The sequence below is a fragment of the Nocardiopsis sp. LDBS0036 genome (assembly GCF_041228755.1).
GTDB classification, from domain to species: Bacteria; Actinomycetota; Actinomycetes; order Streptosporangiales; family Streptosporangiaceae; genus Nocardiopsis; species Nocardiopsis dassonvillei.
This window is the reverse complement of sequence record NZ_CP141103.1, coordinates 5,230,007-5,256,968: the sequence shown is the minus strand read 5'-3', so window position 1 is coordinate 5,256,968 and position 26,962 is coordinate 5,230,007. Positions and strand designations below refer to the sequence as shown.

At 71.6% G+C, this 26,962-nt stretch carries 18 protein-coding genes; 6 read left to right on the top strand and 12 right to left on the bottom strand.

Going from position 1 to position 26,962, the window contains the following annotated elements; translation table 11 throughout:
* Positions 1 to 20 precede the first annotated feature (20 nt).
* The 3 genes from gltX to UIS43_RS22465 form a co-directional block, all read right to left on the bottom strand.
* Positions 21 to 1,466: a glutamate--tRNA ligase gene (gltX, locus tag UIS43_RS22475; RefSeq protein WP_013151238.1), complete on the bottom strand. Its 1,446-nt coding sequence runs from the start codon at positions 1,464 to 1,466 to the stop codon at positions 21 to 23.
* 113 nt (positions 1,467 to 1,579) lie between these two features.
* Entirely contained in the window at positions 1,580 to 2,599 is a 1,020-nt protein-coding gene (locus UIS43_RS22470; RefSeq protein ID WP_370011613.1) for a GDSL-type esterase/lipase family protein, read from the bottom strand.
* A gap of 88 nt (positions 2,600 to 2,687) precedes the next feature.
* Positions 2,688 to 3,488: a fumarylacetoacetate hydrolase family protein gene (locus UIS43_RS22465; protein WP_013151236.1), complete on the bottom strand. Its 801-nt coding sequence runs from the start codon at positions 3,486 to 3,488 to the stop codon at positions 2,688 to 2,690.
* Positions 3,489 to 3,824: 336 nt separating this feature from the next.
* Between UIS43_RS22465 and UIS43_RS22460 the strand changes: the two genes are divergently transcribed.
* Positions 3,825 to 4,637, top strand: a complete 813-nt coding sequence (locus UIS43_RS22460; protein ID WP_013151235.1) for a DUF3152 domain-containing protein — start codon at positions 3,825 to 3,827, stop codon at positions 4,635 to 4,637.
* A 191-nt stretch (positions 4,638 to 4,828) separates the two neighbouring features.
* Here UIS43_RS22460 and cimA read toward each other — a convergent pair whose 3' ends face one another.
* The 9 genes from cimA to gatB form a co-directional block, all read right to left on the bottom strand.
* The gene (gene cimA / locus UIS43_RS22455; RefSeq protein ID WP_013151234.1) at positions 4,829 to 6,439 is read right to left on the bottom strand and encodes a citramalate synthase; all 1,611 of its coding nucleotides are present in this window, start codon (positions 6,437 to 6,439) and stop codon (positions 4,829 to 4,831) included.
* A 553-nt stretch (positions 6,440 to 6,992) separates the two neighbouring features.
* Entirely contained in the window at positions 6,993 to 8,108 is a 1,116-nt protein-coding gene (locus tag UIS43_RS22450; protein WP_013151233.1) for a branched-chain amino acid aminotransferase, read from the bottom strand.
* A gap of 250 nt (positions 8,109 to 8,358) precedes the next feature.
* The gene (locus UIS43_RS22445) at positions 8,359 to 9,423 is read right to left on the bottom strand and encodes a 3-isopropylmalate dehydrogenase (RefSeq protein ID WP_013151232.1); all 1,065 of its coding nucleotides are present in this window, start codon (positions 9,421 to 9,423) and stop codon (positions 8,359 to 8,361) included.
* Positions 9,424 to 10,198: 775 nt separating this feature from the next.
* Positions 10,199 to 11,788 (bottom strand): phosphoglycerate dehydrogenase, encoded by a 1,590-nt coding sequence (gene serA, locus UIS43_RS22440; RefSeq protein WP_013151231.1) that lies wholly within the window; start codon positions 11,786 to 11,788, stop codon positions 10,199 to 10,201.
* Between the two features lie 198 nt (positions 11,789 to 11,986).
* Positions 11,987 to 12,982 (bottom strand): ketol-acid reductoisomerase, encoded by a 996-nt coding sequence (gene ilvC, locus UIS43_RS22435; RefSeq protein ID WP_013151230.1) that lies wholly within the window; start codon positions 12,980 to 12,982, stop codon positions 11,987 to 11,989.
* Positions 12,983 to 13,083: 101 nt separating this feature from the next.
* Positions 13,084 to 13,608: an acetolactate synthase small subunit gene (ilvN, locus tag UIS43_RS22430; RefSeq protein ID WP_013151229.1), complete on the bottom strand. Its 525-nt coding sequence runs from the start codon at positions 13,606 to 13,608 to the stop codon at positions 13,084 to 13,086.
* 20 nt (positions 13,609 to 13,628) lie between these two features.
* On the bottom strand, positions 13,629 to 15,389 hold the full coding sequence (locus tag UIS43_RS22425) for an acetolactate synthase large subunit (RefSeq protein ID WP_013151228.1): 1,761 nt from the start codon (positions 15,387 to 15,389) through the stop codon (positions 13,629 to 13,631).
* 492 nt (positions 15,390 to 15,881) lie between these two features.
* Positions 15,882 to 18,587 carry a bifunctional diguanylate cyclase/phosphodiesterase gene (locus UIS43_RS22420; RefSeq protein WP_013151227.1) on the bottom strand — a complete coding sequence of 902 codons (2,706 nt, stop codon included), beginning with the start codon at positions 18,585 to 18,587 and terminating at the stop codon, positions 15,882 to 15,884.
* 569 nt (positions 18,588 to 19,156) lie between these two features.
* Entirely contained in the window at positions 19,157 to 20,653 is a 1,497-nt protein-coding gene (gene gatB, locus UIS43_RS22415; RefSeq protein ID WP_013151226.1) for an Asp-tRNA(Asn)/Glu-tRNA(Gln) amidotransferase subunit GatB, read from the bottom strand.
* Positions 20,654 to 20,951: 298 nt separating this feature from the next.
* On the opposite strand from gatB, the gene UIS43_RS22410 reads away from it, so the two are divergent.
* The 5 genes from UIS43_RS22410 (at position 20,952) to UIS43_RS22390 (ending at position 26,876) form a co-directional block, all read left to right on the top strand.
* Complete coding sequence (locus UIS43_RS22410; RefSeq protein ID WP_071621298.1) at positions 20,952 to 22,121, top strand: thioester domain-containing protein; 1,170 nt, start codon at positions 20,952 to 20,954, stop codon at positions 22,119 to 22,121.
* A 411-nt stretch (positions 22,122 to 22,532) separates the two neighbouring features.
* On the top strand, positions 22,533 to 23,759 hold the full coding sequence (locus UIS43_RS22405) for a thioester domain-containing protein (protein ID WP_013151224.1): 1,227 nt from the start codon (positions 22,533 to 22,535) through the stop codon (positions 23,757 to 23,759).
* Between the two features lie 276 nt (positions 23,760 to 24,035).
* The gene (locus tag UIS43_RS22400; protein ID WP_013151223.1) at positions 24,036 to 24,281 is read left to right on the top strand and encodes a hypothetical protein; all 246 of its coding nucleotides are present in this window, start codon (positions 24,036 to 24,038) and stop codon (positions 24,279 to 24,281) included.
* Positions 24,278 to 25,216, top strand: coding sequence for a Clp protease N-terminal domain-containing protein (locus tag UIS43_RS22395; RefSeq protein WP_370011605.1), 939 nt, complete (start codon positions 24,278 to 24,280; stop codon positions 25,214 to 25,216). Before UIS43_RS22400 ends, UIS43_RS22395 begins: the two co-directional genes overlap by 4 nt.
* Positions 25,217 to 25,637: 421 nt before the next feature.
* On the top strand, positions 25,638 to 26,876 hold the full coding sequence (locus UIS43_RS22390; protein ID WP_013151221.1) for a thioester domain-containing protein: 1,239 nt from the start codon (positions 25,638 to 25,640) through the stop codon (positions 26,874 to 26,876).
* Positions 26,877 to 26,962 lie beyond the last annotated feature (86 nt).

Sequence of the window (26,962 nt, the reverse complement as noted above, 5' to 3'; positions counted from 1 at the left end):
TCCGACCACCCCCGTCCGCCTCAGGACCCGGCGGGGCCGTCCTGTGCGTCCAGCTTCGCCAGGGCCGCGGTCAGCCGCTCCTGGACGCGCTCGCGGCCGAGCAGCTCCAGCGACTCGAACAGCGGCAGGCCGACGGTGCGGCCGGTGACCGCGACGCGCACGGGGGCCTGCGCCTTGCCCAGCTTCAGGCCCAGAGAGGCGCCCACCTCCTCGGTGGCGGCCTTGAGGTCCTCGGCGGCCCACGGCAGCTCCGGGTCGGCGAAGCGCGCCAGGGCGGCCTGGAGCATCTCCCGCCCCACGCCCGGCTTCATGGCCTTGGCCCAGCTCTTCTCGTCCTCCACGGGCTCGCGCAGGAAGAGGAAGTCCACGTTCGGCACGATCTCGCTGAGTACCGCCACGCGGCTCTGCGCGAGCGGGGCGACGGCGGCGAAGACCGCCGGGTCGTAGTCGGCCGGGTCCCACGGGGCCGCGTCGCCGGTCAGCCACGGCTGGCAGCGCTCGACGAACTCCTCGGCGGAGAGCTCGCGGATGTACTCGCCGTTGAAGGCGCGCAGCTTCTTCTCGTCGAAGAAGGCGCTGGAGCTGTTGACGTCCTCCACCCGGAACAGCGGCTGCATCTGCGACCACGGCATGATCTCGCGGTCGTCGCCCGGCGCCCAGCCCAGCAGCATGAGGTAGTTGACCATCGCCTCCGGCAGGTAGCCCTCCTCCTGGTAGGACTCCAGGGCGACCTTGTCCCGGCGCTTGGAGAGCTTCTTGCGCTGTTCGTTGACGATGACCGGCAGGTGCGCCCACACCGGCGGGGTCAGCCCCAGCGCCTCCCACAGCAACTGCTGCTTGGGGGTGTTGGACAGGTGCTCCTCGCCGCGGACGACGTGGGTGATGCGCATCTCGACGTCGTCGACGACGTTGGCCAGTACGAACAGCGGCGAGCCGTCGGCGCGGGCGATCACGAAGTCCTCGATGGCGGAGTGCTCGAACTCCACGCGGCCGCGGATCCGGTCGTCCACGACGGTGGGGCCGCCCTCGGGCACGCGGAAGCGCAGCGCCCGGCCCGGGCCGGGCGCCAGGTTCCGGTCCCGGCAGAAGCCGTCGTAGCCCAGGTTGGGGTTGTCGCGCCGCTCCTGCACCTGCTCGCGGGTGCAGTCGCAGTAGTAGGCGCGGCCGTTCTTGTACAGCTCCTGCGCGGTCTCGCGGTGCTTGTCCGCGTACTCCGACTGGAAGTAGGGGCCCTCGAAGTGCGGGTCCTCCTCGCCGATGCCCAGCCAGGCCAGCGCGCGGATGATGCCCTCGGTCCACTCGGGGCGGTTGCGTGCGGCGTCGGTGTCCTCGACGCGCAGCACCATGCGGCCCTCGGGCCGCTGCTGTGCCAGCGCCCAGTTGAACAGCGCGGAGCGCGCGCCGCCGACGTGGAACATGCCCGTGGGGGACGGGGCGAAGCGGGTACGAATCGAAGTCTCAGTCACGCGCCCAGGGTATCCGCGCCGGACGGGGGCCCGGGGGAACCCGCTGGTCCCCGCCGCGCGCACGGAACCGCCCCCGTCCGGAAAACGGGCCGGGGCGGGCCCGGCGCCCCGCCTCACTCCCCCGCGGAGGCCGTGGGGAGCGGGCGCGGGTAGGGGCGCCCGATCCCGTAGCCCTCCGCGAGGGCGTCGGCGAAGGCCGCGGCGATCTTGACCTCCCCGCGCGCGTTGGGGTGGGTGCCGTCGTAGGTGTCGGCTGCCGGGTCCCAGTCCTCGCCGCCCGCCACGTCCAGGCTGATCACCGGCGAGCGCTCCGTGGACATGTCGGCGGCGACCTCGCGGATCAGGACGTTGTAGGCGTACACGCGCAGGGCGAAGCCCTCGTCGGACTCGGCCAGGGCGATGGGCACGGTCTCGGCGAGCACGACGCGCAGGTGCGGGTTGGCCTCGCGCGCCGCCTCCACGTAGCCGCGCAGCCGGTACTCCATCTCCTCCATCGTGACCGGCCACAGCAGGTCGTTCACGCCGAGCATGACGCACAGCACGTCCGGGCGGTGGACGCGGACGTCCTCCCGGATGGAGGAGGAGGCGTCGCGCAGGGTGCGGCCCCACAGGGCGTTGTGGTCCTGGTCGAAGTCGGGGTCCCGGTACTCGGCGGTGTCCGGGTCGCCGTCCGCGCCGGGCCAGACGGCACCGTCCTGCGGGATCCGCTCACCGGGAGCGGAGGGGCCCGGCCCGGGAGCGGTCCCGTCGGCGCCGTCCTCCCGGTAGTCCCCGGCGGGGTCGCCGTCCGGGCTCGGCGTCGCCTCGTCCTCGGCGGTGGGGACCGGCAGGATCATGTCGCGGCTCGCGGGGTCGCTGTAGGGGCCGACGAAGTCCAACTCCTCCACGTGCGGGGAGAGGTGGTTCCACAGGTGGTAGCGCCAGGTCCGGTCGCCGTTGGCGCCCTGGGTCATCGAGTCTCCCGCCAGCATGATGCGGTGCGGTTCGCTCACGGGTCCCCCTGTCGGTGTGCCGGTGCCGCCGTCGTCGGTGCGCGCGGCCGTCCAGTAGGCGGTTCCCCCGGCCAGGAGCACGAGGGCGAGCGCACCGGCGAGGACGAGGGCACCGGTGCGGCGGCGTCGGGGGATGGTCAACGGACTGCCTTCCACTCGTGCGCGGGTCGGCGGCGCGGGCGCCGCCGACCCCTTGGCCCGCGCCGGACCGGCGCGCGGAGCGGGGCCCTCAGTCGCGGGCCACCACGCGGTTGGTGATGGTGCCCAACCGCTCCACCGTGACCGCGACCTCCTGGCCGACCTCGACCGGACCCACCCCGGCGGGGGTTCCGGTGAGGACCACGTCACCGGGGAGCAGCGTCATGAAGGACGTGACGTAGGCGATGATGTCCGGGATGTCGTGGATGAACTGCGACGTGCGCCCGTCCTGGCGCGTCTGGCCGTCCACGGTGGTGGTGACGGCCAGGTCCTGTGCCTCCTCGATGCTCATCCCGGTGGTGATCCAGGGGCCGATGGGGCAGAAGGAGTCGAAGCCCTTGGCCCGCGTCCACTGCTTGTCCTTCTTCTGCAGGTCGCGGGCGGTGACGTCGTTGGCGACGGTGTAGCCGAAGATGACGTCCTTGGCGCGCTCGCGCGGCACCTCGCGGCAGGGGCGGGAGATGACGATGGCCAGCTCGCCCTCGTAGTCCACCCGCTCGGAGACGGCGGGGCGGAAGATCGGGTCGCGGGGCCCGGTCACGGCGGTGGAGGGCTTGAGGAAGACGACGGGCTCGTCGGTGGACTCCCCCGTGACGTCCTTCATCTCCGCGACGTGGTCCGCGTAGTTCTTGCCGATGCAGACCACCTTGGTCGGCAGCACCGGCGACAGCAGCCGGACGTCGGAGAGCTTGGCCCGCTCGCCGGTCAGCTGGATGTCGCCGATGAGGGGGTGGCCGCTCAGCCGGGCGACGAACTCCTCCCCGGTGTCGGAATCCTTCTCTACCAGGCCGAACCCGACCTCGTCACCGGACGCGAACCGCGCGATGCGCACCTGATGCCTCCCAGCAGCCCTGTTGTCTCGCTTGCGGTTGAAGGGTATCGGCGCGGCGGGTGGCCGGGAGCGGACGGGACCCGTCCGGGGGGAGTGGAAGGACACATCCGGACCGCGCCGCGGACGGTACCAAAGCACACGGAAGCCGTGAAAGACCGCAGGACGTTGACTCCCTCTCATACCTGCTCTTCCCGGACAATGCCTTGGCCTTTCCTTGGGCCGGATTCTGGCATGCTGGGTCCGTCGTCCGCCGTCGAGAGGCTGGTTCCCGTGCCCACGTCCGCTTCGCCCGGGGGTCGTCCCCGTGCCCGGCACCGCAAGCGCCGCCGGTACCCGATGGGTCTGGCGCTGGGTCTGTGCCTGGTCTCCGGGGCCTCCACCGTGCTCATGGTGAGCGTGCCCGGTTCCGGACCCGACTTCGGAGAGCCCGCCGAGACCTCCGCGACGGGGCCGGTCGGCGACGGGGTCCCCGAGGAGGGCGGCGACCGGCGCACCTCCGCGGAGGACCGGGACTCGGCGGGCGGGGCCGCCGCGCCCGAAGCGGGCTCCTCCGCCGAGCGGGCCGGGGAGGAAGAGGCCCCGCTGCTGCTCCGCTCCGTGGAGGAGGAGGTCGAGAGCGCTGACGGCGAGTTCTCCGTGCTGGAGGGCGAGAGCGACGTCATGGGCGACGGCCCGGTGACCACCTTCGCCGTGGAGGTCGAGAAGGGGCTGCCCGGGGAGTCCGAGGACTTCGCGGCCGCCGTGGAGGAGATCCTGGGCGACCCGCGCAGCTGGGGCGACGACGGGGAGCGCGCGATGCAGCGGGTGGACGGCGACGACGCCGACGTCCGCGTGCTGCTGGCGGCCCCGGACACCGTGGACCGGCTGTGCGCCCCGCTGAACACCGACGGGTACGTGTCCTGCGCGAACGGGAACCGGGCGATCATCAACCAGAACCGCTGGGTGTCGGGCGTCCCCCACTTCGAGGACGACCTGGAGACCTACCGGATCTACCTGATCAACCACGAGGTGGGCCACACCCTGGGCCACGGCCACGTGGACTGCCCCGGCGAGGGGGAGCCGGCCCCGGTGATGCAGCAGCAGACCCTGGGCCTCCAGGGGTGCGAGCCCAACGGCTGGGTCCACCCCGAGAACGGCTCCGGGGACTGAGGGCCCGTCCGGATGCCGTCCGTGCTTTTTCCGGCCGACCGCGCACGCCCATTCCATGACTCTGGGTATCGATATGGACACGAAAAGCGATGGAGAGGTCGTCCTGGAGGGCGGCCGCGGTCGTCGCGAGGGGGCGGGGCGGCTGCCGCCCCGCCCCCTCGTCCGCTCCCCGGAGGGCTCCGGCTTCCGGATCAGCCCTGCGGGTAGCCCTGGCGCAGGAGCCCGTAGGTGACGGCCTGTTCGAGGGCGACCCAGGACGCGTCGACGACGTTGGGGCCCACGCCCACCGTGGTCCACTCCCCCACCCCGTCGCTGAAGGTGATGAGGATGCGGGTGATGGCGTTGGTGCCGGAGCTGCCCTCCAGGATGCGGACCTTGTAGTCGGTCAGCTCCAGCCCGGCCAGCGCGGTGTACACGCCCTCCATGGCGCTGCGCAGCGCCCGGTCCAGGGCGTTGACGGGGCCGTTGCCCTCCGCGGTGGCGATCACGCGTTCGCCCTTGACCCGCAGTTTGACGGTGGCCTCGGTGAGGCTCTCGTAGTCGCTGGCCAGGGGGCTGGACCCGGCCCGGGGTCGGCGTTCGGTGATGACGCGCCAGGACTCGGTGTCGAAGTAGCGGACCGGCTGCCCCAGTTCCTCGCGCAGCAGCAGGTCCAGGGAGGCGTCGGCGGCCTCGAAGCTGTAGCCCGACAGCTCCAGGCCCTTGACCCGCTCCACGGCCCGCCCCGACAGGGCGCGGTCTCCGGACAGGTCCAGGCCCAACTCCTTGGCCTTGAGTTCGATGGAGGCCCGCCCGGCCATGTCGGAGACGAGCATGCGCATGGCGTTGCCGACCAGCGCGGGGTCCGTGTGCTGGTACAGGTCGGGGTCGACCTTGATCGCGGAGGCGTGCAGCCCCGCCTTGTGCGCGAAGGCCGACACCCCCACGTAGGGCTGGTGCGTGTCGGGGGTGAGGTTGACGATCTCGGCGATGGCGGTGGCCACGCGGGTCATCTCGGCCAGGCAGCCCTCGGGGAGGACCTCCTGGCCGCGCTTGAGCGTGAGCGCGCCGACCACGGAGAAGAGGTTGGCGTTGCCGACCCGCTCGCCGTAGCCGTTGGCGGTGCACTGTACGTGGGTGGCGCCCGCGTCCACGGCGGCGAGGGTGTTGGCGACGGCGCAGCCGGTGTCGTCCTGGGCGTGGATGCCCAGGCGTGCGCCGGTGGCCTCGCGGACCTCGGTGACGATACGGGTGACGTCGGTGGGGAGCATGCCGCCGTTGGTGTCGCACAGGACGACGACGTCGGCACCGGCCCCGGCGGCGGCGCGGACCACGTCGAGCGCGTGGTCGGGGTTGTGGAGGTATCCGTCGAAGAAGTGCTCGCAGTCCACGAATACGCGCTGGCCGTGTTCGCTCAGGTGGGACACCGTGTCGGCGATCATGGCGAGGTTCTCGTCGAGGGTCGTGCGCAGCGCGCGCTCGACGTGCCGGTCGTCACTCTTGGCGACAAGGGTGACGACCGGTGCGCCGCTGTCGCGCAGTGCGGCCACCTGTGGGTCGTCGGCGGCCCGCACACCGGCACGGCGGGTCGCGCCGAACGCGGTGAGTTGCGCGTGCTCCAGCGTCAGCTCTCGTGAAGCCCGCTGGAAGAACTCGGTGTCCTTGGGGTTGGCCCCCGGCCACCCTCCCTCGATGAACGCCACCCCGAAGTCGTCCAGCAGCTTGGCGATGGCCAGCTTGTCGGAGACCCGCAGGTTGATCCCCTCGCGCTGGGCCCCGTCGCGCAGCGTGGTGTCGAAGACGTGGAAACTGTCGTCCCTCATGGGTGGAACTCCCGAAGGTGGATGCTGTGGTGTGGCCGACCGGGCCCCGCCAACAAAAAAGACCCCTCGTGGACACGAGAGGTCAGCGCGCTGGCGGCGTCCGATGGTCAGCCAGCGCGCCTCACGATAATGAGCACCTGAGACGGCATGAGGTCAGTGTGCCACACGGTGGCGGAGTTCTCGGTGCTCAACGGCGGATTGTCCCACCATGCGAGACGTCGGTTTCTCGTACCGGACATACCCGACACCCCGCCGAAGGCGCCCGGGAGCACCGTCGCCCCTCGTGAACCGCCCGGGGGCACGCCCCCGGATCGGGCGGGTCGACGCGCGGCGGTGACCGACGTCACCGGGGGAAGGGGCGACCTTCCTCCCCGGATCCGTCCGCGGCCACGGGCAGGGGCACGCGGCGGTCCCGCCTCCCCGGTGGAGGGTCCGACAGCGGCGGCCCCGTCGGCGTCGGCCGCTTCGGACGCCGGGCACGGAGGCTCCCGGAGGAGGGGGAGGGGAGAACCGGGGCGGGCCGCCCGGGGGAGGACGGCCCGCCGGGGACGTGTCAGAACCGGGTGATCCAGTCGTGCTTGTCGGCGCGCAGACCCGTCTGGATGCCCACCAGCTCCTCGCGCAGGCGCATGGTGACCGGGCCCGGGGTGCCGTCGCCGACGGTGAACTCGCCGTCGTCGCCCTTGACCCGGCCGACGGGGGTGATGACGGCCGCGGTGCCGCAGGCGAACACCTCGGTGAGCTCGCCGGACTCGGCCGCCTCACGCCACTCGTCGGTGGAGATGGGCGCCTCCTCGGCCGGGATGCCGAGGTCGGGGGCCAGGGTCAGCAGCGACTCGCGGGTGATGCCCGGCAGCAGGGTCCCGGTCAGCGGGGGCGTGCGCAGACGCGCGTTCTCACCCGAGCCGAACACGAACCACAGGTTCATGCCGCCCATCTCCTCGACCCAGCGGTGCTCGCGGGCGTCGAGCCAGACCACCTGGTCGCAGCCCTGCTCCACCGCCTGCGCCTGGGCGAGGAAGCTCGCCGCGTAGTTGCCCGCGAACTTGGCCGCGCCCGTGCCGCCCGGCGCGGCGCGCGTGTAGTCCCTGGACAGCCACACCGTCACCGGCTGGACGCCGCCCGAGAAGTAGGAGCCGACCGGCGAGGCGATCAGCAGGTAGACGTAGGAGCGGGACGGGTGGTTGACGCCCAGGCCGACGTCGGTGGCGACCATGAACGGGCGCAGGTACAGGCTGAAGTCCTCCTTGGTCGGCACCCAGTCGCCGTCGTGCTCCAGGAGGAGTTCGATGGACTTCAGGAAGAGCTCCTCGGGGAGCTCGGGCATCGCCATGCGCGCCGCGCTGCGGTTGAAGCGGGCCGCGTTGGACTCGGGGCGGAAGGAGGCGAGCGAGCCGTCGGGGTGCCGGTAGGCCTTGAGGCCCTCGAAGATCTCCTGGGCGTAGTGGAGGGCGGCGGTGGCCGGGTCCAGGCTCAGCGGGCCGTACGGCTCCAGCTTAGCGTCGTGCCACCCCTTCCCCTCGGTGTAGTGGATGCTCACCATGTGGTCGGTGAACACCTTGCCGAACCCGGGACTCTCCAGCAGCGCCTCTCGTTCCTGCGGGGTCTTCCGCCTGTCGGAGAGCTGGATGTCGAACGTCAACCCGCTTGTGGTGGTGTCGTTGTTCATGGTGTCGGTGGTCCTCTCGGGTGCATCAGGCCGGCAGCATCGCCGGCCTGGGATCTAGTCTGTCTGAAGAGCGCACCCGGTGCCAGAGCAGGAGTGATGCACGCGAGGGCGGCACCGCTCGGGGAGCGGAGCCGCACGCGGACACGGCGACGGGCGCGCTCGGGAACCCGGGCGCGCCCGTCGACGGTGAGGGTGGACCAGGCCGTCAGCCGCGCCGCAGGGAGGGAGGGCAGGGCTTCCGGCGTGTGCGTCAGCCCTGCTCGGCTACTCGCGCGGCGAGGTCGTCGCCGATCTGGGAGGTGGAGCGGACCGCGCCGTTCTGGGCACGGGTCTTGAGGTCCGTGGCGACCGCGGCCTCGATCCGGCGGGCCGCCTCGGGCACTCCGAGGTGCTCCAGCATGGTCGCGGCCGAGAGCACCGTGGCGGTGGGGTCGGCCTTGCCCTGGCCCGCGATGTCGGGCGCGGAGCCGTGAACGGGTTCGAACATGCTGGGGAAGGTGTTGTCCGGGTTGATGTTGCCGCTGGCGGCCAGCCCGATACCGCCGGTGATGGCGGCGCCGATGTCGGTGATGATGTCGCCGAAGAGGTTGTCGGTGACCACCACGTCGAAGCGGGCGGGCTGGTTGACGAAGAACATCGACGCGGCGTCGACGTGGCAGTAGTCCACGGAGACCTGCGGGTACTCGGCGCCGACCTCCCGGACCACGCGCTGCCACAGCTCGCCGGCGAAGGTCAGGACGTTGTCCTTGTGGACCAGGGTGAGCTTGCGGCGGGGGCGGGAGGCGGCCTTGTCGAAGGCGTAGCGCACGACGCGCTCCACCCCGAAGCGGGTGTTGACGCTGTCCTGGGTGGCGATCTCGTGCGGGGTGCCCTTGCGCAGGACGCCCCCGGCGCCCGCGTAGGGGCCCTCGGTGCCCTCGCGGACCACCAGCATGTCGATGTCCTCGGGGCCCACGCCCGCGAGCGGGCTGTCCACCCCCGGGTAGAGGCGGACGGGGCGCAGGTTGACGTAGTGGTCGAAGTCGAAGCGCAGGCGCAGGAGCAGGCCGCGCTCCAGGACGCCGCTGGGGACCGACGGGTCGCCGACTGCGCCGAGGTAGATGGCCTCGTGCCCGGCGAGTTCGGCCTCGACCGAGTCGGGCAGGGTCTCACCGGTGCGGTGCCAGAGCCTGGCGCCCAGCTCGTACTCGGTGGTCTCCACGGCGAGGTCGTGCTGGGAGGCCGCGACCTCCAGCACCTTGAGCCCTTCGGCGATGACCTCGGGACCGATCCCGTCGCCGGGAATGACCGCCAGTTTCACGGTGCGCGCTGCCATACGGACTGCCTCTGCTTCGACACGGCCCCACCGGCCGCTTCTCATATGGTGAGACCAGGATGAACACTGAATGAGACAACCCTACCGCCCCGGCGGAGTGCGGACGCCTCCGGCCGGGGGTCGCGCGGCCGTCTCCGCCGCCGGAGCCTCAGGCCCGCCGGTTGAGGGCGTCCTGCAGGGCGCGGTTGATCTCGTCCTGGGAGTCGGGCGCGGACGGGTACTCGATCATGTCGTACATGCGATCCTCCGGATGCGTTGCGTGACCGGAGCCGGGAACGGCGCGGCCAGGGAATGCTCTGCGACGAGGTGCACTACGGGACCGGGGTTCGGGGCGGATCGCGCCGAACGGCGGCGGAGCGCGGAACGTGGGCGACGGTGTCCACGGGGACGAGGAGCCCTCCGGGCGGGATCGACTGCCGTGGAACGCCCGCACGGGCCCCGGTGGGGGCGCTCGCGGCGCCGGGCGGCGGCCTCCGGCTGTGGAACCGGTGCCGCTGACTCCTAGGACCTCAGAATATCGGATGTCCAACTATATGGCCAGGGTTTCTCACCATACGAGACGCCCTGTTGTCATCGCCGGTCAGGGCGCGGACGCGACGCGCCTCGGGCTTAGGCCGCAACCACACAGAAGCGGAGAAGAGCCGCGAAGGCCGCACAATTCACCGCGCCGTGCGGACCCCGGACAGAACGAGGGGCCGCACCGCATCCGGCGCCCGCGGGCGCCGGATGCGGTGCGGCCCCCTGCCGCGACCACCCGGAGGGAACTCCCGGTTCCCTAGTCCTCCAGGTCGACCTGGCGGCTGATGTCGGCGTCGATCTCGGCGGAGATCGAGGCGAGGGTCTCGTCGGGCACCGCGGAGTCCACGGTGAGCGCGATCAGCGCCTTGCCGCCCTCCTGGTCCCGGATGACCTGCATGCCCGCGATGTTGACACCGGCGTCGCCCAGCAGGGCGCCGACCGTGCCGACCACGCCGGGACGGTCCTCGTAGGACAGGAACACCATGTGCTCGGCCAGGCCGATCTCCATGGTGTAGTTGTTGATCTCCACCAGCTTCTCGACCTGGCGGGGACCGGTCAGGGTGCCCGAGGCCGACACGCGGGTACCGTCGGCGAGCACGCCGCGGACCGTGATGAGGTTGCGCCAGTCGGTGTTGTCGTCGCTGGTGACCAGGTTGACCTCGACGCCGCGCTCCTTGGCGAGCAGCGGGGCGTTGACGAAGGTCACGGTGTCCTCGACCACGTCGGCGAACACGCCCTTGAGGGCGGCCAGCTCCAGCACCTTGACGTCGTGCGAGGCGATCTCACCGCGCACCTCGACGTCGATGCGGCTGGCGATGGTGCCCGCGAGGGAGGTGAACACGCGGCCGAGCTTCTCGGTCAGCGGCAGACCCGGCTTGACGTCCTCGGCCACGCCGGTGCCCTGCACGTTCACGGCGTCGGGGACGAACTCGCCGGAGAGGGCCAGCTTGACCGAGCGGGCGACCTGGGTGCCCGCCTTCTCCTGGGCCTCGGCGGTGCTGGCGCCCAGGTGGGGGGCCACGACCACGTTCTCGAACTCGAAGAGGGGGCTGTCGGTGCACGGCTCCTTCGCGAACACGTCGATGCCCGCGCCCGCCACGCGGCCGTCCTTGAGGGCCCGGTAGAGCGCGTCCTCGTCCAGGATGCCGCCGCGCGCGGCGTTGATGACGCGCACGGTGGGCTTGACCTTGCTCAGGGCCTCGTCACCGATCAGGCCCAGCGTGTCCTTGTTCTTGGGCAGGTGGATGGTGATGAAGTCCGAGCGCTCCAGCAGCTCGTCGAGCGTGGTCATCTCCACGCCGATCTGGGCCGCGCGGGCGGGCTGCACGAAGGGGTCGTAGGCGATGACCTGGGTGCCGAAGGCCGACAGGCGCTGCGCGACCAGGGCTCCGATGCGGCCGAGGCCGACGATGCCGACGGTCTTCTCGTAGAGCTCGACGCCGGTGTACTTGGAGCGCTTCCACTCGCCGTTGACCAGGGCGTTGTGCGCCGGAGCGGTGTTGCGCGCGCTGGCCAGCAGCAGGTTGATGGCCTGCTCGGCGGCGCTGATGATGTTGGAGGTGGGCGCGTTGACCACCAGGACGCCGGCCTTGGTGGCGGCCTCCACGTCCACGTTGTCCAGACCGACACCGGCCCGGGCCACCACCTGGAGACGGGAGGCGGCGGCGATCGCCTCGGCGTCCACCTGCGTCGCGCTGCGCACGATGAGGGCGTCGACGTCGGCGAGGGCGGGCAGGAGCTGGGACCGGTCGGCGCCGTCGACGTGGCGTACCTCGAAGTCCTCCTCGAGCAGCGCGATTCCGGCGGGCGAGAGCTTTTCCGCTACGAGTACGGCGGGTTTGGGCACAACGGTTCCTTTTCGGGTGGTGCGGCCCGACCGCGCAGGTGGTGGGCGCTGCCCGGATCGGGGGTGACGGCTGGTCGGAAGTCTACCGGCGAGGTAGGGAAGCCCGACGGGGACGGGTGGCCAAGGGCCGCCCGTCCCCGTGGTTCACCGGGTCCCGAGCACGGGGCGAAGCGGAGCGGAGCCCCCAAAAGGCACTGCCTAGGCCTTGAGCCAGCTCATCAGCGGGCGCAGCTCGGCGCCCACCTTCTCGATCTGCTCGTTCTGCTCGGCCTCGCGGCGCTTGGTGAAGGTCGGCTGCCCGGCGTCGAACTCCTCCATGAGCTCCTTGGCGTAGGAGCCGTCCTGGATCTCGCCGAGGATCTTGCGCATCTCCTGGCGGGTCTGCTCGGTGATCAGGCGCGGGCCGCGGGTGTAGCCGCCGTACTCGGCGTTGTCCGAGACCGACCAGTTCATCTTGGAGATGCCGCCCTCGTACATGAGGTCCACGATGAGCTTGAGCTCGTGCAGGCACTCGAAGTAGGCGATCTCCGGCTGGTAGCCCGCCTCGACCAGGGTGGCGAAACCGGCCTTGACCAACTCCTCGGTGCCGCCGCAGAGGACGGCCTGCTCACCGAACAGGTCGGTCTCGGTCTCCTCGGTGAACGTGGTCTTGATGACGCCGGCCTTGGTGCCGCCGATGCCCTTGGCCCAGGACAGCGCCAGGTCCCATGCCTGCCCGCTGGCGTCCTTCTCGACCGCGACCAGGCAGGGCACGCCGCGCCCGGCCTCGTACTGGCGGCGGACCAGGTGGCCCGGGCCCTTGGGGGCGACCATGGCCACGTCCACGCCCTCGGGCGGGGTGATGAGGCCGTAGCGGATGCTGAAGCCGTGGCCGAAGAAGAGGGCGTTGCCCGCCTCCAGGTTCGGCGCGATCTCGGCCGCGTACAGGTCCCGGTGGATGTGGTCGGGGACCAGGATCATGATGACGTCGGCCTCGCGGGTGGCCTCCGCGGGGGTGAGGACGCGCAGGCCCTCCTCCTCGGCCTTGGCCCGGCTCTTGGACCCCTCGGCGAGGCCGATCCGCACGTCCACGCCCGAGTCGCGCAGCGACAGCGCGTGCGCGTGGCCCTGGCTGCCGTAGCCGATCACGGCGACCTTCTTGCTCTGGATGAGCGAGAGGTCCGCGGCGTCGTCGTAGTACATCTGTGCTGCCACTTGGGGTTGCTCCTTGTTTCTCGGTTTCGTGTGGGACGCGGTGGGGTCCGTGCGCCCGGGCCCCGGGTCCACCAGCGGGAGCGGTGAACCGAAGGTCACCGCTACGCGCTGCGCTCGACCGTGCGGAGGGATCGGTCGGTGATCGACCGGGGTCCGCGTCCCAGGGCGACCAGCCCTGATTTGACGAGTTCCCGGATGCCGAACGGCTCCAGGTTCCTGACCAGGGCATCGAGCTTCTCGGGGTCGCCGGTGGCCTCGATGACGACGACGTCCGGGCTGACGTCCACGACGTGCGCGCGGAACAGCTCGGCCGTCTGTAGCACGTGGGTGCGGCTGGACGCGTCGGCCTTGACCTTGACGAGCAGGAGCTCGCGTCGGACCGACGCGGTGGTGTCCATCTCCACGATCTTGACGACGTTGACCAGCTTGTTGAGCTGTTTGGTCACCTGCTCCAAGGGGTGGAGGTCGCAGTTGACCACGATTGTCATCCGGGACAGTCCTGGGTACTCGGTGTTGCTCACACTGAGCGAGTCGATGTTGAAGCCTCGACGGGAGAAGAGGGCGGAGGCGCGGGCGAGGATACCCGGGGTGTCCTCCACCAGAACGGAAAGCGTGTGACTGCTCATGGTGGTTCCGCCTGTTCCTCTTAGTCCTCGTGTTCCCAGTTCGGCGCCATGTCGCGCGCGTACTGGATGTTGTCGTTGCTGACGCCGGGGCCGACCATCGGCCAGACCATGGCGTCGTGGTTGACGGTGAAGTCCACGACGACGGGGGCGTCGTCGATCGCCATGGCCTTCTCGATGGTGGCGTCGATGTCCTCGGCTCGCTCGCAGCGCAGGCCGACACAACCGTACGCCTCCGCGAGGCGGACGAAGTCGGGGATGCGGACCTTCTCGTCGCGCGGGGAGGTCTGGAGGTCGGTGTTGGAGTAGCGGCCCTCGTAGAACAGGGTCTGCCACTGGCGGACCATGCCCAGGTTGCCGTTGTTGACCACGGCGACCTTGACCGGGATGCCCTCGATCGCGCAGGTGGCCAGTTCCTGGTTGGTCATCTGGAAGCAGCCGTCGCCGTCGACCGACCACACGGTCCGGTCGGGGTCGCCGACCTTGGCGCCGAGCGCGGCGGGGACGGAGAAGCCCATGGTGCCCAGGCCGCCGGAGTTGACGAAGGAGCCGGGGCGCTCGTAGTCGATGAACTGGGCGGCCCACATCTGGTGCTGGCCCACGCCCGCGACGTAGGTGGCCTCCGGGCCGACGACCTTGCCCAGGCGCTCGATGACGGCCTGCGGGGACAGGCTGCCGTCCTCGGGCGCCTCGTAACCCTTGGGGTAGGTGTTGCGCAGGCGGTTGAGCTGCTGCCACCAGGCCTCGTAATCGCCCTGGCGGCCCTTCTCCTGGTCGGCGCGCACGGCCACGACCAGGTCGGCGAGGACCTCGCGGCAGTCGCCGACGATGGGCACGTCGGCGTGGCGGTTCTTGGAGATCTCGGCCGGGTCGATGTCGGCGTGGACGATCTTGGCGTCGGGGGCGAAGCTGTCCAGGCGCCCGGTGACGCGGTCGTCGAAGCGCGCGCCCAGGGCGACGATGAGGTCGGCCTTCTGGAGGGCGCCGACGGCGGCGACGTCGCCGTGCATGCCGGGCATGCCCACCGACTGCGGGTGGCTGTCGGGGAAGACGCCGCGGGCCATCAGGGTGGAGACGACGGGGGCGCCGGTGAGCTCGGCCAGGACGCGCAGCTCGGCGGAGGCGCCGGCGCGCAGGACGCCGCCGCCGACGTAGAACACCGGGCGCCGGGCCTCGGCGATCATGCGGGCGGCCTCGCGGACCTGCTTGCCGTGCGGCTTGGTGACCGGGCGGTAGCCGGGCAGTTCGAGGCGCTCGGGCCAGACGAACTCGGCGGAGTTCTGCAGGGCGTCCTTGGAGATGTCGACCAGGACGGGGCCGGGGCGTCCGCTGGAGGCGATGTGGAAGGCCTCGGCGACGATCCGCGGGATCTCCCGCACGTCCTTGACCAGGAAGTTGTGCTTGGTGATCGGCATGGTGATGCCGCAGATGTCGGCTTCCTGGAAGGCGTCGGTGCCGATCATCGGGGAGGCGACCTGGCCGGTGATGGCGACCATCGGGACCGAGTCCATGTGCGCGTCGGCGAGCGGGGTGACCAGGTTGGTGGCGCCGGGCCCGCTGGTGGCCATGCACACCCCCGGACGGCCGGTGGCGTAGGCGTAGCCCTCGGCGGCGTGACCGGCCCCCTGCTCGTGGCGCATGAGGATGTGGCGCACCTTGGCCGAGTCGTAGAGCGGGTCGTAGGCCGGGAGGATGGCGCCGCCGGGAATCCCGAAGACAGTGTCAACGCCGACCTGTTCCAGCGACCTGATCAGCGATTGGGCGCCGGTCATCTGCTCGGTCATCTCAAGATCCTTCAGCGAGGGTCAGAGCGGCACGGGGGCTCTGGCCTGGTGGGTCTGACTCTGGGCCTGGCAATAAAAAAACCCCCACCGCCGACGGCGGTTGAGGGGTGGCGCGCAGCAGAGGAAACTCAGCGGGCTGCGCGCCGACCAAGTACGAGAATCAGGGAGTTGCTCTGCATGCTGACCACATTGGCCGACGGAGAGGGCGCCCGTCAACCAGAACGACATATTGTCTCATATATTGAGACGTCAATGTCAGCATGCGGCCTCGCCCGATGACGTGACAACCCCTACGAACTGGGCGAATGCTGACAAGCCACCCCGGTTTCGTGTGACGCACACCGCACGGGCGGCGGCCGGGGGTTCCCCCGATCCGCCCTCCCGGAAGGACGGCCGACCGGTCCGGCCCGGAACCCGCGGCCGCGCGGCCATGGTCTCCTCCGGGGAGCCTGGGGCGGCCGCGGACAGGGCCGCGGGCGGCGTTCCGTCCGGTCAGAGGCTGACCCCGGCCTCGCCGCCGACGAGCGACTCCACACCGCTCGCGGGCATGGGCCGGGCCACCAGGAACCCCTGGCCGTGGTCGCAGCCCATGGCGCGCAGCTGCTCCAGCTGCTCGGAGCGCTCGATGCCCTCGGCCACGACCTGCACCCCCAGGTCGCGCCCCAGCTGGATGATCGTGTGCGTGAGCAGCGTGACCGTGTCGTCGCGGCCCAGGTCCGCCACGAACGACGGGTCGATCTTGATCGCGTCCACGCTCAACCTGCGCAGGTGCGCCAGGGACGCGTAGCCCATCCCGTAGTCGTCGATGGCCAGCCGCACGCCCAGCTCGCGCAGCTCGCCCAGGCGCTGCACGGCCTCCCCGCCGTCGTCGAGCAGGACCTCCTCGTCCACCTCCAGGGTCAGCACCTCGGCCGGAAGCCCCGACTCGGCGAGGATCCCCGCCACCGACTCCACGAAGCGCGGCGACAGCACCTGCTTGACCGACAGGTTCACCGACAGGCCGATGTCCCAGTCCGAGAGCCGCCACACCGCGACCTTCTCGCAGGCCTCGCGCAGGATCCGCTCGCCGAGCGGCACGATCAGGCCCGACTCCTCGGCCGCGCCGATGAAGTCCTCCGGGCCGACCCTCTCGCCGTCGCGGTCCCAGCGCACCAGCGCCTCCACCGAGGTCACCTGGGAGCTGCCCAGGTCCACGACGGGCTGGTACTCCAGGAAGAACTCGTCCTTGGCCAGCGCCTCGCGCAGGCGGATCTGGAGCTCCAGGCGCGAGACCACCGTGTCGTGCATGTGCGCGGCGTACACCTCCACGTGGCCCGCCCCTCGCTCCTTGGCGCGGGTCATGGCCACGTCGGCGTTGCGCAGCAGCTCGCCGCTGTCGGTGACCTGTTCGGCGAAGGCCACGCCGATGCTGGCGGTCAGCATGATGTCCCGGTCGGCGACCGGGAACGGCTCCGAGGCGATCACCCTCCCCAGGCGCTCGGCCAGGTCCACCACCCGCTGGACCCGGGGCACGTTCTCGACCAGCACCGCGAACTCGTCGCCGCCCCAGCGCGCCAGGGTAGCGTCGGAGTCCACCTCGCCGCGCAGCCTGCGGGCCGCCTGGCCGAGCAGGTGGTCGCCGCGCACGTGCCCGGCGGAGTCGTTGACCGCCGTGAACCCGTCCAGGTCCAGGAAGATCACCGCGACCTCGCCCGCGGGCTCCTCGTTGATCACCCGGTGCGCCAGGACGTCGCTGGCCCGCTCCTCCAGGTAGGCGCGGTTGGGCAGGCCGGTCACACCGTCGTGGAACGTCAGGTGCTCCACCTCGTCCTGGAGCGCCACCTGCGCGCTGATGTCGCGGGTGGTCACCAGCAGCCGGTCGGGCTCACCCGGCTGCTCGTACAGGGACATGGTGGACTCGGTGTGCCGCCAGGTCCCGTCGGCCGCCCGCACCCGCAGCCGCATGTGCACCCCCTGCGCGCCGCGCTCGGAGAACAGGTCGGTGACGGCCTTGGTGCGCCCCAGGTCCTCGGGGTGGATGAGCGCGGTGACGGGGGCGGCGAGCACGTCGTCGAGACGGTAGCCGAAGGCCTCGGCCGTGCCCGGGCTGACGTAGTTCACGCCGCCGTCGCGGTCCAGTACGAGGATGACGTCGCCGCTGTTGCGCGCCAGCTCGTGGAAGTGGACCTCGCGGTTGCGCACCATCCGGGAGAGCGTGGCGTTCTCCTCCAGCATGCCCACCATGCGCACCAGGAGCACCACCACCGCGGTGCCCGCGGCCAGTGGCAGCACCGGCGCCACCCCGACCAGGCGGACCCCCGCCACGGTCAGCACCACGGCGGCCGCGAACACGGCGCCGATCGCGGCGAGTTCGGGCGCGAACCGGTAGAGCCCCCGGCCGGTGATCCGGCGCGGGTCGGTGCCGGGCCGGTGCTCCACGAGCCACGGCAGGGCCCCCAGCAGGGCGAAGCCCAGGAACCTGACCGGGTGTTCGACCCCGCCGAGGAAGGGCGGGCCGGTCAGGCGGGTGAGCGCGCCGAGGATGTCCGCCCCGGCGATGACGATGAGGGCGCCGATGGCCACCAGCACCGCGCGCCGCGTGCTGTGCGGAGACATGAAGACCAGCGGCACGAGCAGGCACAGCACGACGATGTCGGCGACCGGGTAGACCAGGGCGAAGCCGAGGAACCCGGCGCCCTCCCCGAGTTCCTGGTAGAGCGGGGAGAACAGCAGCAGCCAGACCACGGAGAAGACCGCGGCGGCGCACACGTAGCTGTCGGTGACGTGGCGCACGGCGGTCCGCAGGCCGCCCGGCCACGGCGCGAACTTGGTGAAACCGATCACGAAGAGTGGCAGGGCCGCGAGGGCGAAGAGGTCACCCAGAGTGAGCGACAGTGCCGTGGCGGAGCTGAACAGGCGGATCAGACCGTGAGTGACGCCACCCGCGCACCAGGCGAGCGCGGCGAAGCCGAGGTGGCGCAGGGCGGAGGGTCCGTCCGCGCCGTCGGCGTGGGCGTCCCGGTCGGCGCCGGTGGCCGCCCAGCGGCGCGAGGCGTAGAGCAGCGACAGTCCGGCGGCCCCGGCCGCGACGGACGTGGGCCACTCGCCGAGCGCGGCGGTCACGCTGTCCTGCGCCGAGGGGACGAGGGTCCCCACCAGGTAGAGCAGGAACAGCGCCACCAGGGCCACGATCCACAGGCGGCGTGCCCGGGTTCCCATCACCGACCTCCCAGCGGGCGCGTCACGGTCGACGCGGCGTCCTGCCGCGGTCACGCTCTCTCCTCGGACATGGAGCACCCACCTCGCGTCGTTCGAGTCCGGGCGCGGCACAGCACCCGGCACCGCGTCTGCCGCCCAGGATCTCGCGGGACTGGGACGGGCCCGGTGGCGGAACGGCCCGGGGGACCGTACACGTCCCCGTGCGTCGCAACCCTACGCAACCAAGGTCACACAGCGATTGAGGACCGGATGAGAGATGACGACAGAACCATCACCCACAGTGATGTCCGACTCCCGCCCCTCCGGTACCCGCCCCGGCGCGTCGCGGCCCCGCGGGGCATCCGCCCCCGTTCTCCGGGCACGGCGCGGTTCCCGGAAGCGGGTCCCGGGCCCCTCCCGCCTACCCGGCAGCCCACGGCCCATGCAGGGTGCCACCCGGCACCGACAGAACGGGACGAACCGGGTGACAGACAGTACGGCCTCCCCGGAACGGCCGTCCGCCGCGGGGGGGACGGACGGAGGGCACCGGGCACACGGGCCCGGTGCCGCACGGAGGCCGCCGTAACGGATCAGCTCGCGCCGAGTTTGGCCAGGATGAGCTCGCGGGCGCGTCCCGCGTCGGCCTGGCCCCGGGTCGCCTTCATCACTGCGCCCACCAGGGCTCCGGCCGCGGCGACCTTGCCGCCGCGCACCTTGTCGGCCGCGTCGGGGTTGGCGGCGATGGCCTCGTCCACGGCCGCGCCGAGGGCGCCGTCGTCGCTGACCACCTTGAGGCCGCGGGCCTCGACCACGGCGTCGGGCTCGCCCTCACCGGCCAGCACGCCCTCCACCACCTGGCGGGCGAGCTTGTTGGTGAGCGTGCCCTCGGCGACCAGGGCGATGACGCGCGCGACCTGCGCCGGGGTGATGGGCAGGGCGGCCAGCTCCACCTCCTGCTCGGTGGCGCGGCGCGACAGCTCGTTGAGCCACAGCTTGCGGGCCTCGGCCGACGGGGCGCCCTCGGCCACGGTCGCCGCGACCAGGTCGATGGCGTCGGCGTTGACCAGGTCGCGCAGTTCGGTGTCGGTGAGGTCCCACTCGGCGCGGATCCGGGCGCGCTTGGCGGCGGGCAGCTCCGGCAGGGTGGCGCGCAGCTCCTCCACCCACTCCTCGGAGGGCGCGACGGGCACCAGGTCGGGGTCGGGGAAGTAGCGGTAGTCCTGCGCCTCCTCCTTGGAGCGGCCGGAGATGCTGCGGCCGGTGTTCTCCTGGAAGTGGCGGGTCTCCTGCACGACCTTCTGCCCGGCGTCGAGCACACCCGCCTGGCGCTCGATCTCCGAGCGCACGGCCCGCTCGACCGAGCGCAGCGAGTTGACGTTCTTGGTCTCGCTGCGGGTGCCCCACTCCGAGGCGCCGCGCGGGTTGATGGAGACGTTGACGTCGCAGCGCATGGAGCCCTCCTCCATGCGCACGTCGGAGATGCCCAGGGAGCGGACCAGGTCGCGCAGCTCGGCGGCGTAGGCGCGGGCCACCAGGGGCGCCAGGTCGCCGGTGCCGGTGACGGGCCTGGTCACGATCTCCAGCAGCGGGATGCCCGCGCGGTTGTAGTCGACGATGGAGTAGTCGGCGCCGTGGATGCGGCCGGTGGCCCCGCCCACGTGGGAGGTCTTGCCGGTGTCCTCCTCCATGTGGACCCGCTCGATGTCCACGCGGAACACGCGGGGGCCGTCGGGGGTGTCGACGGTGACGTCGAGGTGGCCGTCGACGCAGATCGGCTCGTCGTACTGGGAGATCTGGTAGTTCTTCGGCATGTCCGGATAGAAGTAGTTCTTCCGGGCGAACCTGCCCCAGGGGGCGATGGAGCAGTTCAGCGCCAGGCCCAGCCGGATGGCGCCCTCGACCGCCTTCTCGTTGACGACCGGCAGGGAGCCGGGCAGCGCCAGGCAGACCGGGCACACCTGCGTGTTGGGGGCGGCGCCGAACGCGGTGGGGCAGGAGCAGAACATCTTGGAGGCGGTGCCCAGCTCGATGTGGGTCTCCAGGCCGAGCACGGGCTCGTACCTGGCCAGTGCCTGCTCGTAGGCCACCGGCGCAGGACCGCTGTTCGTGGCAGAACTGGGACGTACCGCGTGGGCCATCGCCGCAAACCCGCTTCCGTAGACGACATACCTTCCAGCTCAGCCTACCGAGCGCGCGGGAGTGGGGTGCCCGACAGCGGAGTCACGGCCGGGTCACCGGACATCACGGCCAGTACACGATTGGGACGCTGTCAGGGGAATGTCCGCTGCCACCGGGTGCCGGACCGTTAGTCTGGGTGGCCCAGGAAGACGATTTCGCCGGCGGCCCCGCACTGCGGCCGCCGCCTTCTCACGGGAGCGCACGAGCATGTCCGGCATCCTGCGTCGGTACGCCGCGCTGCTTTCCACCTCGGCCCTGATCGGCACCCTGCTGGGCGCCCCGGCGGCCAGCGCCGACGACTTCTCACGTGTGGACCGCGACCCCGTCGAGGGCGCGCCGCTCGTGCTCGCCGACGGCCGGGAGGCCGACACGGCGCTGTTCAGCCTGCGCGTGGCCGAACACGCCTCGGTCCGGGCCTACACGGTGACCGCGGACGAGGAGGTCCACCCGTACGCGGCCTACGTGGAGTCAGCGTGGTCGGACGTTCCGGAGTGGACCGAAACCCCGCAGGAAACGGATCCCGCCGACCGGGCGGACTGGATCGTCTCCCATTCCTATCCGACGGTCGGTCTGGAGTCCCTACTGGAGGGGAGCGACCTGCCCCGGTTGGACGAGGCACGGGCGATCGCGGGCACCCAGGCCGCCCTGTGGCACGTGCTGGAGGGGGTGCGGCCGGACCCCGGCGCCAACGACCCGGGCGTCATGGCGCTGTACGACCACCTGGTGGAGGGCAGCGCGTCCGCGCCGGACAACACCGTCTCCCGGTCCCTGGCGGTGTCGCCGTCCCACGTGGAGGCGGTCGCCCCCGAGGAGCCGCTGGGGCCGTTGACCGTGCACAGCTCCGGAGCGGAGCCGGTGTCGGTGTCGGTGCGCGGCGCCCCGGCGTCGTGGCTGATCGACGCGGACGGGGAGCAGGTCACGCAGCTGGGCGACGGCGAGCGGGTCTTCCTGGACGTGGACCCGTCGGTCCCGGCGGGCGTGGCGACCCTGCACCTGCACGGCCGGGACTTCCCGCTGCCGCAGGGGCGCCTGTTCACCGGCAGGGACGGCGTGCGCACCCGGTCCCTGGTGACCGCGGAGGCGGGTTCGGCGACGAGTTCGGCCACCGCGACGTTCACGTGGCACCCGGAGCAGACCGAGGAGCCGGTGGCCGCGGCGAGCCCGGAGCCCGTGCCGGAGGAGGAGCCCCCCGCCACCGAGGAGGCCGTCGAGGAGGAGGTTCCCGCCGAGGAGGTATCTCCCACAGCGGAGGACCGAATCCCCGAGGACGATCTGGCCCTCACCGGAACCTGGCTGTCCGGGCTGCTGGTGATCGCGGGGGCCCTGGTGGTATCCGGCCTGATCATCCTGGTTGTGGGACGTAAACGACGCGACTGACCGCGCTGGGGGACGCGGAAGTCCCGATTTCGTTGCATAGCTTTTGGACATAATGCGGATCTACCTGCGAGGAATTTTTTCCTGCCCGTATCCGGTCACATTTTCCGCGAACCAGCTTGGAAGTAGCGAAGGGGATCGCTAGTATCAGGCGAGCGTTGGCCCCCACGGCAAGCGCGACCGGCTCCCGCGTCACAGCGAGCCCCACCGGAAGATCGCGCCCACCCCACACGGCGCCACGATCCGACCCCGACGTGGTGACCCCCCGGAACGGGTGAACGCAGCAGGCGGCACCGGTTTTTCCCTCCGGCGACCGTCGCACCGTGGCCACCGCCGTCCGTCCCATCGGTTCCCGTCGTCCTTTGGGCGGACATCCTTCCATCCGGTTACCCCTAGAACACACCGGGACACAATTTGAGTATCTCCTCCCTCCCCCGCACCGTCGGCCGTACCGGCCTGGCGGCCACCGCAGCCGCGTTCCTGGCCTTCGGCCTGGCCGCCCCCGCGGCCGCGGACCCCGCGGAGACCTACGATGGTGCCGTCCGCGGGAAGTACATCGGCAACGCCGAGAACGGCGCCGACGTCCGCATGACCGGCGAAACCATCGGCACCCGCCTCTTCAACCTGGAGCTCGAAGACGGCACGGTCCTGACGACCTACTGCATCGACTTCGAGACCCAGATCCGCGGCGGCGCCTTCTACAACGAGGACGACTGGGCCAACTACCCCGGCAAGGGCGAGTTCGCCGCGCCCGCCAAGGTCCACTGGATCCTGCAGAACGCCTACCCGGCCCTGAGCGCCGAGGAGCTGGGCGCGGCCGCCGGTGTCGAGGGCCTGAGCCAGCGGGACGCCCTGGGCGCCACCCAGGCCGCGATCTGGCACTTCAGCAACGGCGTGGACCTCGAGGACGAGGGCAACTCCCAGGCTGTCAGGACGGTCTACACCTACCTGATCGAGAACGCCGAGGAGCTGCCGCAGACCGCCGAGCCCGCCCCGGCCCTGAGCATCACGCCGGGCACGGCCTCCGGCACCGCCGGCGAGACCGTCGGTGAGTTCCTCATCCAGACCAACGCCAGCTCCATCCCGGTGGACCTCCAGGCCCCCGAGGGCGTCCAGCTGGTCGACCTGGAGACCGGCGAGACCGTCACCGAGGTCGGCAACGGTGACACCGTCGGCTTCGCCGTCCCGGCCGACGCCGAGGCGGGCCAGGCCAGCTTCTCCCTGGAGGCCAGCGCGACCGTCGCGACCGGCCGCCTGTTCAAGGGGGACGAGGAGTCCCAGCCGACCCAGACCCTGATCACCGCCGAGGGCGGCGAGACCAGCGTGTCCGCGTCCGCCTCGGCCGACTGGACCGTGGGCGGCGGCGAGACCCCGCCGGAGTCCCCGGAGCCCAGCGAGCCGGAGTCCCCCGAGCCCAGCGAGCCCGAGAGCCCGGAGCCGACCCCGAGCGACAAGCCCTCCGAGCCCGCCGACAAGCCGTCCGAGCCCGCCGACGACCAGAACGAGCCGACCCTGCCGGTGACCGGTGGCGCGCTCGCTGGCCTGGTCGCCGCCGGTGTGGCCGCCCTGGGCGCCGGTGGTGGCGCCATCTACCTGAGCCGCAAGCGCAAGGCCGCCAACAGCCAGGACCTGGAGGGCTAACACCCCTCCCGCCGTCCGAGGACGGTGGAGCCTGAGGGCCCGTTTCCGTGGGAGACCACGGAAACGGGCCCTTCGCGTTGCCCGGCGGGGACGGCGGACGGCCGTGCCCCGGGACGGCCCCGGAAGGGTTCGGGGCACCGAATCCGCCTGTCGCGCGGGGGCGCTCCGGCACGCGCGCAACCCGGGTTGACAACACGAGAGTGCGCAACCTAGGTTGACAACCTTAGCCGCGCAACCTAGGTTGACAACCGTAGCCGCGCAACCTAGGTTGACGCCATGGATGCGGTACAGCTGGCGGCCACCGCCTCGGACACCTCGACCCCCGTGCAGGGGCTGCGCGCCGTCGCCTCCCTGCGCGCGGTGGTCGACTCTCTGGAGCTACGGCAGGTCGAACAGGCGCTGCGGTCGGGCGAGTCATGGAGCTCCATCGCCGCCGCGCTCGGGGTGACCCGTCAGGCCGTCCACAAGAAGTACGGGAAACGGTTGAGCCACATCGAAGCAGCCAAGAGGGGACAACGATGACGAAACCGTCGGCGAAACGGAGCATCCTCAACAGGGGCTTCGACCGGATCGCGATCTCCGGGGCCGCGAGCCGCGAGGCCGCCCGCGCGGGCCGCACCGAAGTCGGCTTCGAGCACCTGTTCCTGGGAGTGCTGGTCACCGGCGGACCGGGGGCCCGCCTGCTCATGGACTCCGGGGTGGGCCTGGCGGAGGCGCGCGCGGCGATCGACGGGCTCCTCCGCGAGGACCTCGCCCTGTTGGGCGTCGACGTCACCGTGCCGGTCCCGTCCGACGAGGAGGAGAAGGGATGGCTCCGGTTCACTCCCCGCCTGGAGGAGATCGAGTACGACGTCCCGCTGGCCGGGGGTGACGCGGCCCTGCTCACGGCCCTGATCGACGACGAGGGCGGCCGGGTGCGGCGGGTCCTGGACCGGCTGGGCGCGGACACCGACCGGATCCGGCGCGACCTCGGCGCGTTGGCGGAGAGTCCGCAGGCCCCGGAGCCGTCCCCGGCGGACGGCGACGCCACCGCCGAACAGCCGCCCGAGGGGTGGGAGTACACGAACTACGACCTCGAGGTGCCCGTGGCGGCCGGCCGGGTGTGGGAACTGGTCAGCGACCCGGAGCGCCGGGGCGAGTGGGATCCGGCCTCCGGTTCGTCGCGGCAGCTCGGGGACGGCGTCGTGGAGCTGACCAACAGACTCACGGAGGACGCGGTCAGGGAGTCGATCACGCACAGCGTGCCCGGCCGTGAGGTCACCTGGACGCAGGAGGGCAGCGAACGCGCGCTGCGGATCCTCATCGAACCGCTGGGGGAGCGCTCCAGGCTGCGCCTGCGCTGGTCCTGGCGCAACGGCCTGAAGCACCGGGCCGTCGCCAACCGCGTGGTCAAGTGGATCGCCTGGCAGAACGTCCGGGGGCGCGCCCAGTCCATCGCCCAGGCCGCCGCTTCGTAGCGGGCCCTGGCGGATGTGGGGCCGGGGCCCGTGTCGCCAGGACGCGTGCTGCCGGAACCCGTACCGCCGGGGTCCGTGCCCCGCCCGGAGGGGGCACGCCGGAGGAAGCGCGCCGGCCCCGGTGGTTGGGGCCGCCGCAGGGGTACGGGAGGCCCGGACCACCGGGGGCGGCGTCCGGGACCCGGCCGAGGGGACGGGAGACCCCGGTGTTCCTCGGGCACGGACGCCTCGTGGCCTCCGGGAACGAACCCGTCACGTTCTCCCGGAATTCATGTCCTCCACGCAGGAAGCGGACAACCCGGCAGGAGGGCTCGACGTCCTCTCTGTGAACTCCCATCGGACCAACCAGTCCGCCGCCCGGCGTTCCGGCCCCGGTGAAAGACCCGGTTGGCTCCTCTTGAGACCACCCACAGGAAAAGACGTGACGTACGTGTCCCTCCCCCATTCCGTCGGGCGCGCGACTCTCGCCGCCTCCGCCGCCGCGCTCCTCGCCTTCGGGCTCGCCGCTCCGGCCTCCGCCGACCCGGTGGAGACCTACGAGGGCTCCGTCCGCGCCCAGTACCCCGCCACCGCCGCGTCCGGCGTGGACGTTCGGATCAACGGTGAGATGGAGAGCACGAGTCTCTTCGACCTCCGGTTGGAGAACGGCACCGCCCTCACCGCCTACTGCATCGACCTTGAGACCAGGATCAAGGACAACGCCTGGTACCTGGAGGACGACTGGGCGAACTACCCGGGCAGGGGCGACTTCGCGGAGCCGGGCAAGGTGCACTGGATCCTCCAGAACAGCTACCCGACCGTCAGCGCCGCCCAGCTCGCCGAGAACGCGGGGCTGAATCGGGGCAACGCCCGCCACTTCGGTGATGAAGAGGCGATCGCCGCCACCCAGGCCGCCATCTGGCACTTCAGCAACGGCGCCGAGGTGACCGCGAACGACCCGAACGGCGTCAGGGCGGTCTATGACTACCTGGTCGGGGAAGCCCAGGACCTCCCGCAGGAGCCCGGTCCGACCCTGAGCATCACCCCGGGCGAGGCCTCCGGCAGCGCGGGCGAGACGATCGGCGAGTTCCTCGTCGAGACCAGCGACGCGGACGGCATCGAGGTCAGCGTCCAGGCCCCCGAGGGTGTCGAGGTCGAGCTGGTCGACCTGGAGACCGGCCAGCCCGTCACCACGGTCAACAACGGTGACACCGTCGGCCTGGCCGTTCCGGAGGGCGCGGCGGAGGGCACCGCCTCCTTCTCCCTGGAGACCACGGCCACCGTGCGGTCCGGCCGCCTGTTCAAGGGCGAGGAGGAGTACCAGCCGACCCAGACCCTGATCACCGCCCAGGACAGCGAGGTCACCGTCTCCGCCTCGGCCTCGGTCTCCTGGACCGGCGGCGGCGAGACCCCGCCCCCCACGGAGGAGCCGAGCGAGGAGCCCTCCGAGGAGCCGAGCGAGCCCGAGAGCCCGGAGCCGACCCCGAGCGACGAGCCCTCCGAGCCCGTCGACAAGCCGTCCGAGCCCGCCGACGACCAGAACGAGCCCAGCCTGCCGGTGACCGGTGGCGCGCTCGTCGGTCTGGTCGCCGCCGGTGTGGCCGCGCTCGGCGCGGGCGGCGGCGCCCTCTACCTGAGCCGCAGGCGCAAGGCGGCGGGCAGCCAGGACCTGGAGGGCTAGTCCCCTTCCGGCCGCCGCGGAGCGGTCGTGACCGAGGGCCCGTTCCGGCGCAGTTCCGGAGCGGGCCCTCGGTTTTGCGCCGTCCC

What these genes read in the sequence shown, in the direction of transcription:
- UIS43_RS22460 (WP_013151235.1), top strand. Translation starts at nt 3,825, where the DNA reads ATGGGTCTGGCGCTGGGTCTGTGCCTGGTCTCCGGGGCCTCCACCGTG.
- cimA (WP_013151234.1), bottom strand. Translation starts at nt 6,439, where the DNA reads ATGAGGGACGACAGTTTCCACGTCTTCGACACCACGCTGCGCGACGGG.
- UIS43_RS22450 (WP_013151233.1), bottom strand. Translation starts at nt 8,108, where the DNA reads ATGAACAACGACACCACCACAAGCGGGTTGACGTTCGACATCCAGCTC.
- UIS43_RS22445 (WP_013151232.1), bottom strand. Translation starts at nt 9,423, where the DNA reads ATGGCAGCGCGCACCGTGAAACTGGCGGTCATTCCCGGCGACGGGATC.
- ilvN (WP_013151229.1), bottom strand. Translation starts at nt 13,608, where the DNA reads ATGAGCAGTCACACGCTTTCCGTTCTGGTGGAGGACACCCCGGGTATC.
- UIS43_RS22425 (WP_013151228.1), bottom strand. Translation starts at nt 15,389, where the DNA reads ATGACCGAGCAGATGACCGGCGCCCAATCGCTGATCAGGTCGCTGGAA.
- UIS43_RS22420 (WP_013151227.1), bottom strand. Translation starts at nt 18,587, where the DNA reads ATGGGAACCCGGGCACGCCGCCTGTGGATCGTGGCCCTGGTGGCGCTG.
- UIS43_RS22410 (WP_071621298.1), top strand. Translation starts at nt 20,952, where the DNA reads ATGTCCGGCATCCTGCGTCGGTACGCCGCGCTGCTTTCCACCTCGGCC.
- UIS43_RS22400 (WP_013151223.1), top strand. Translation starts at nt 24,036, where the DNA reads ATGGATGCGGTACAGCTGGCGGCCACCGCCTCGGACACCTCGACCCCC.
- UIS43_RS22395 (WP_370011605.1), top strand. Translation starts at nt 24,278, where the DNA reads ATGACGAAACCGTCGGCGAAACGGAGCATCCTCAACAGGGGCTTCGAC.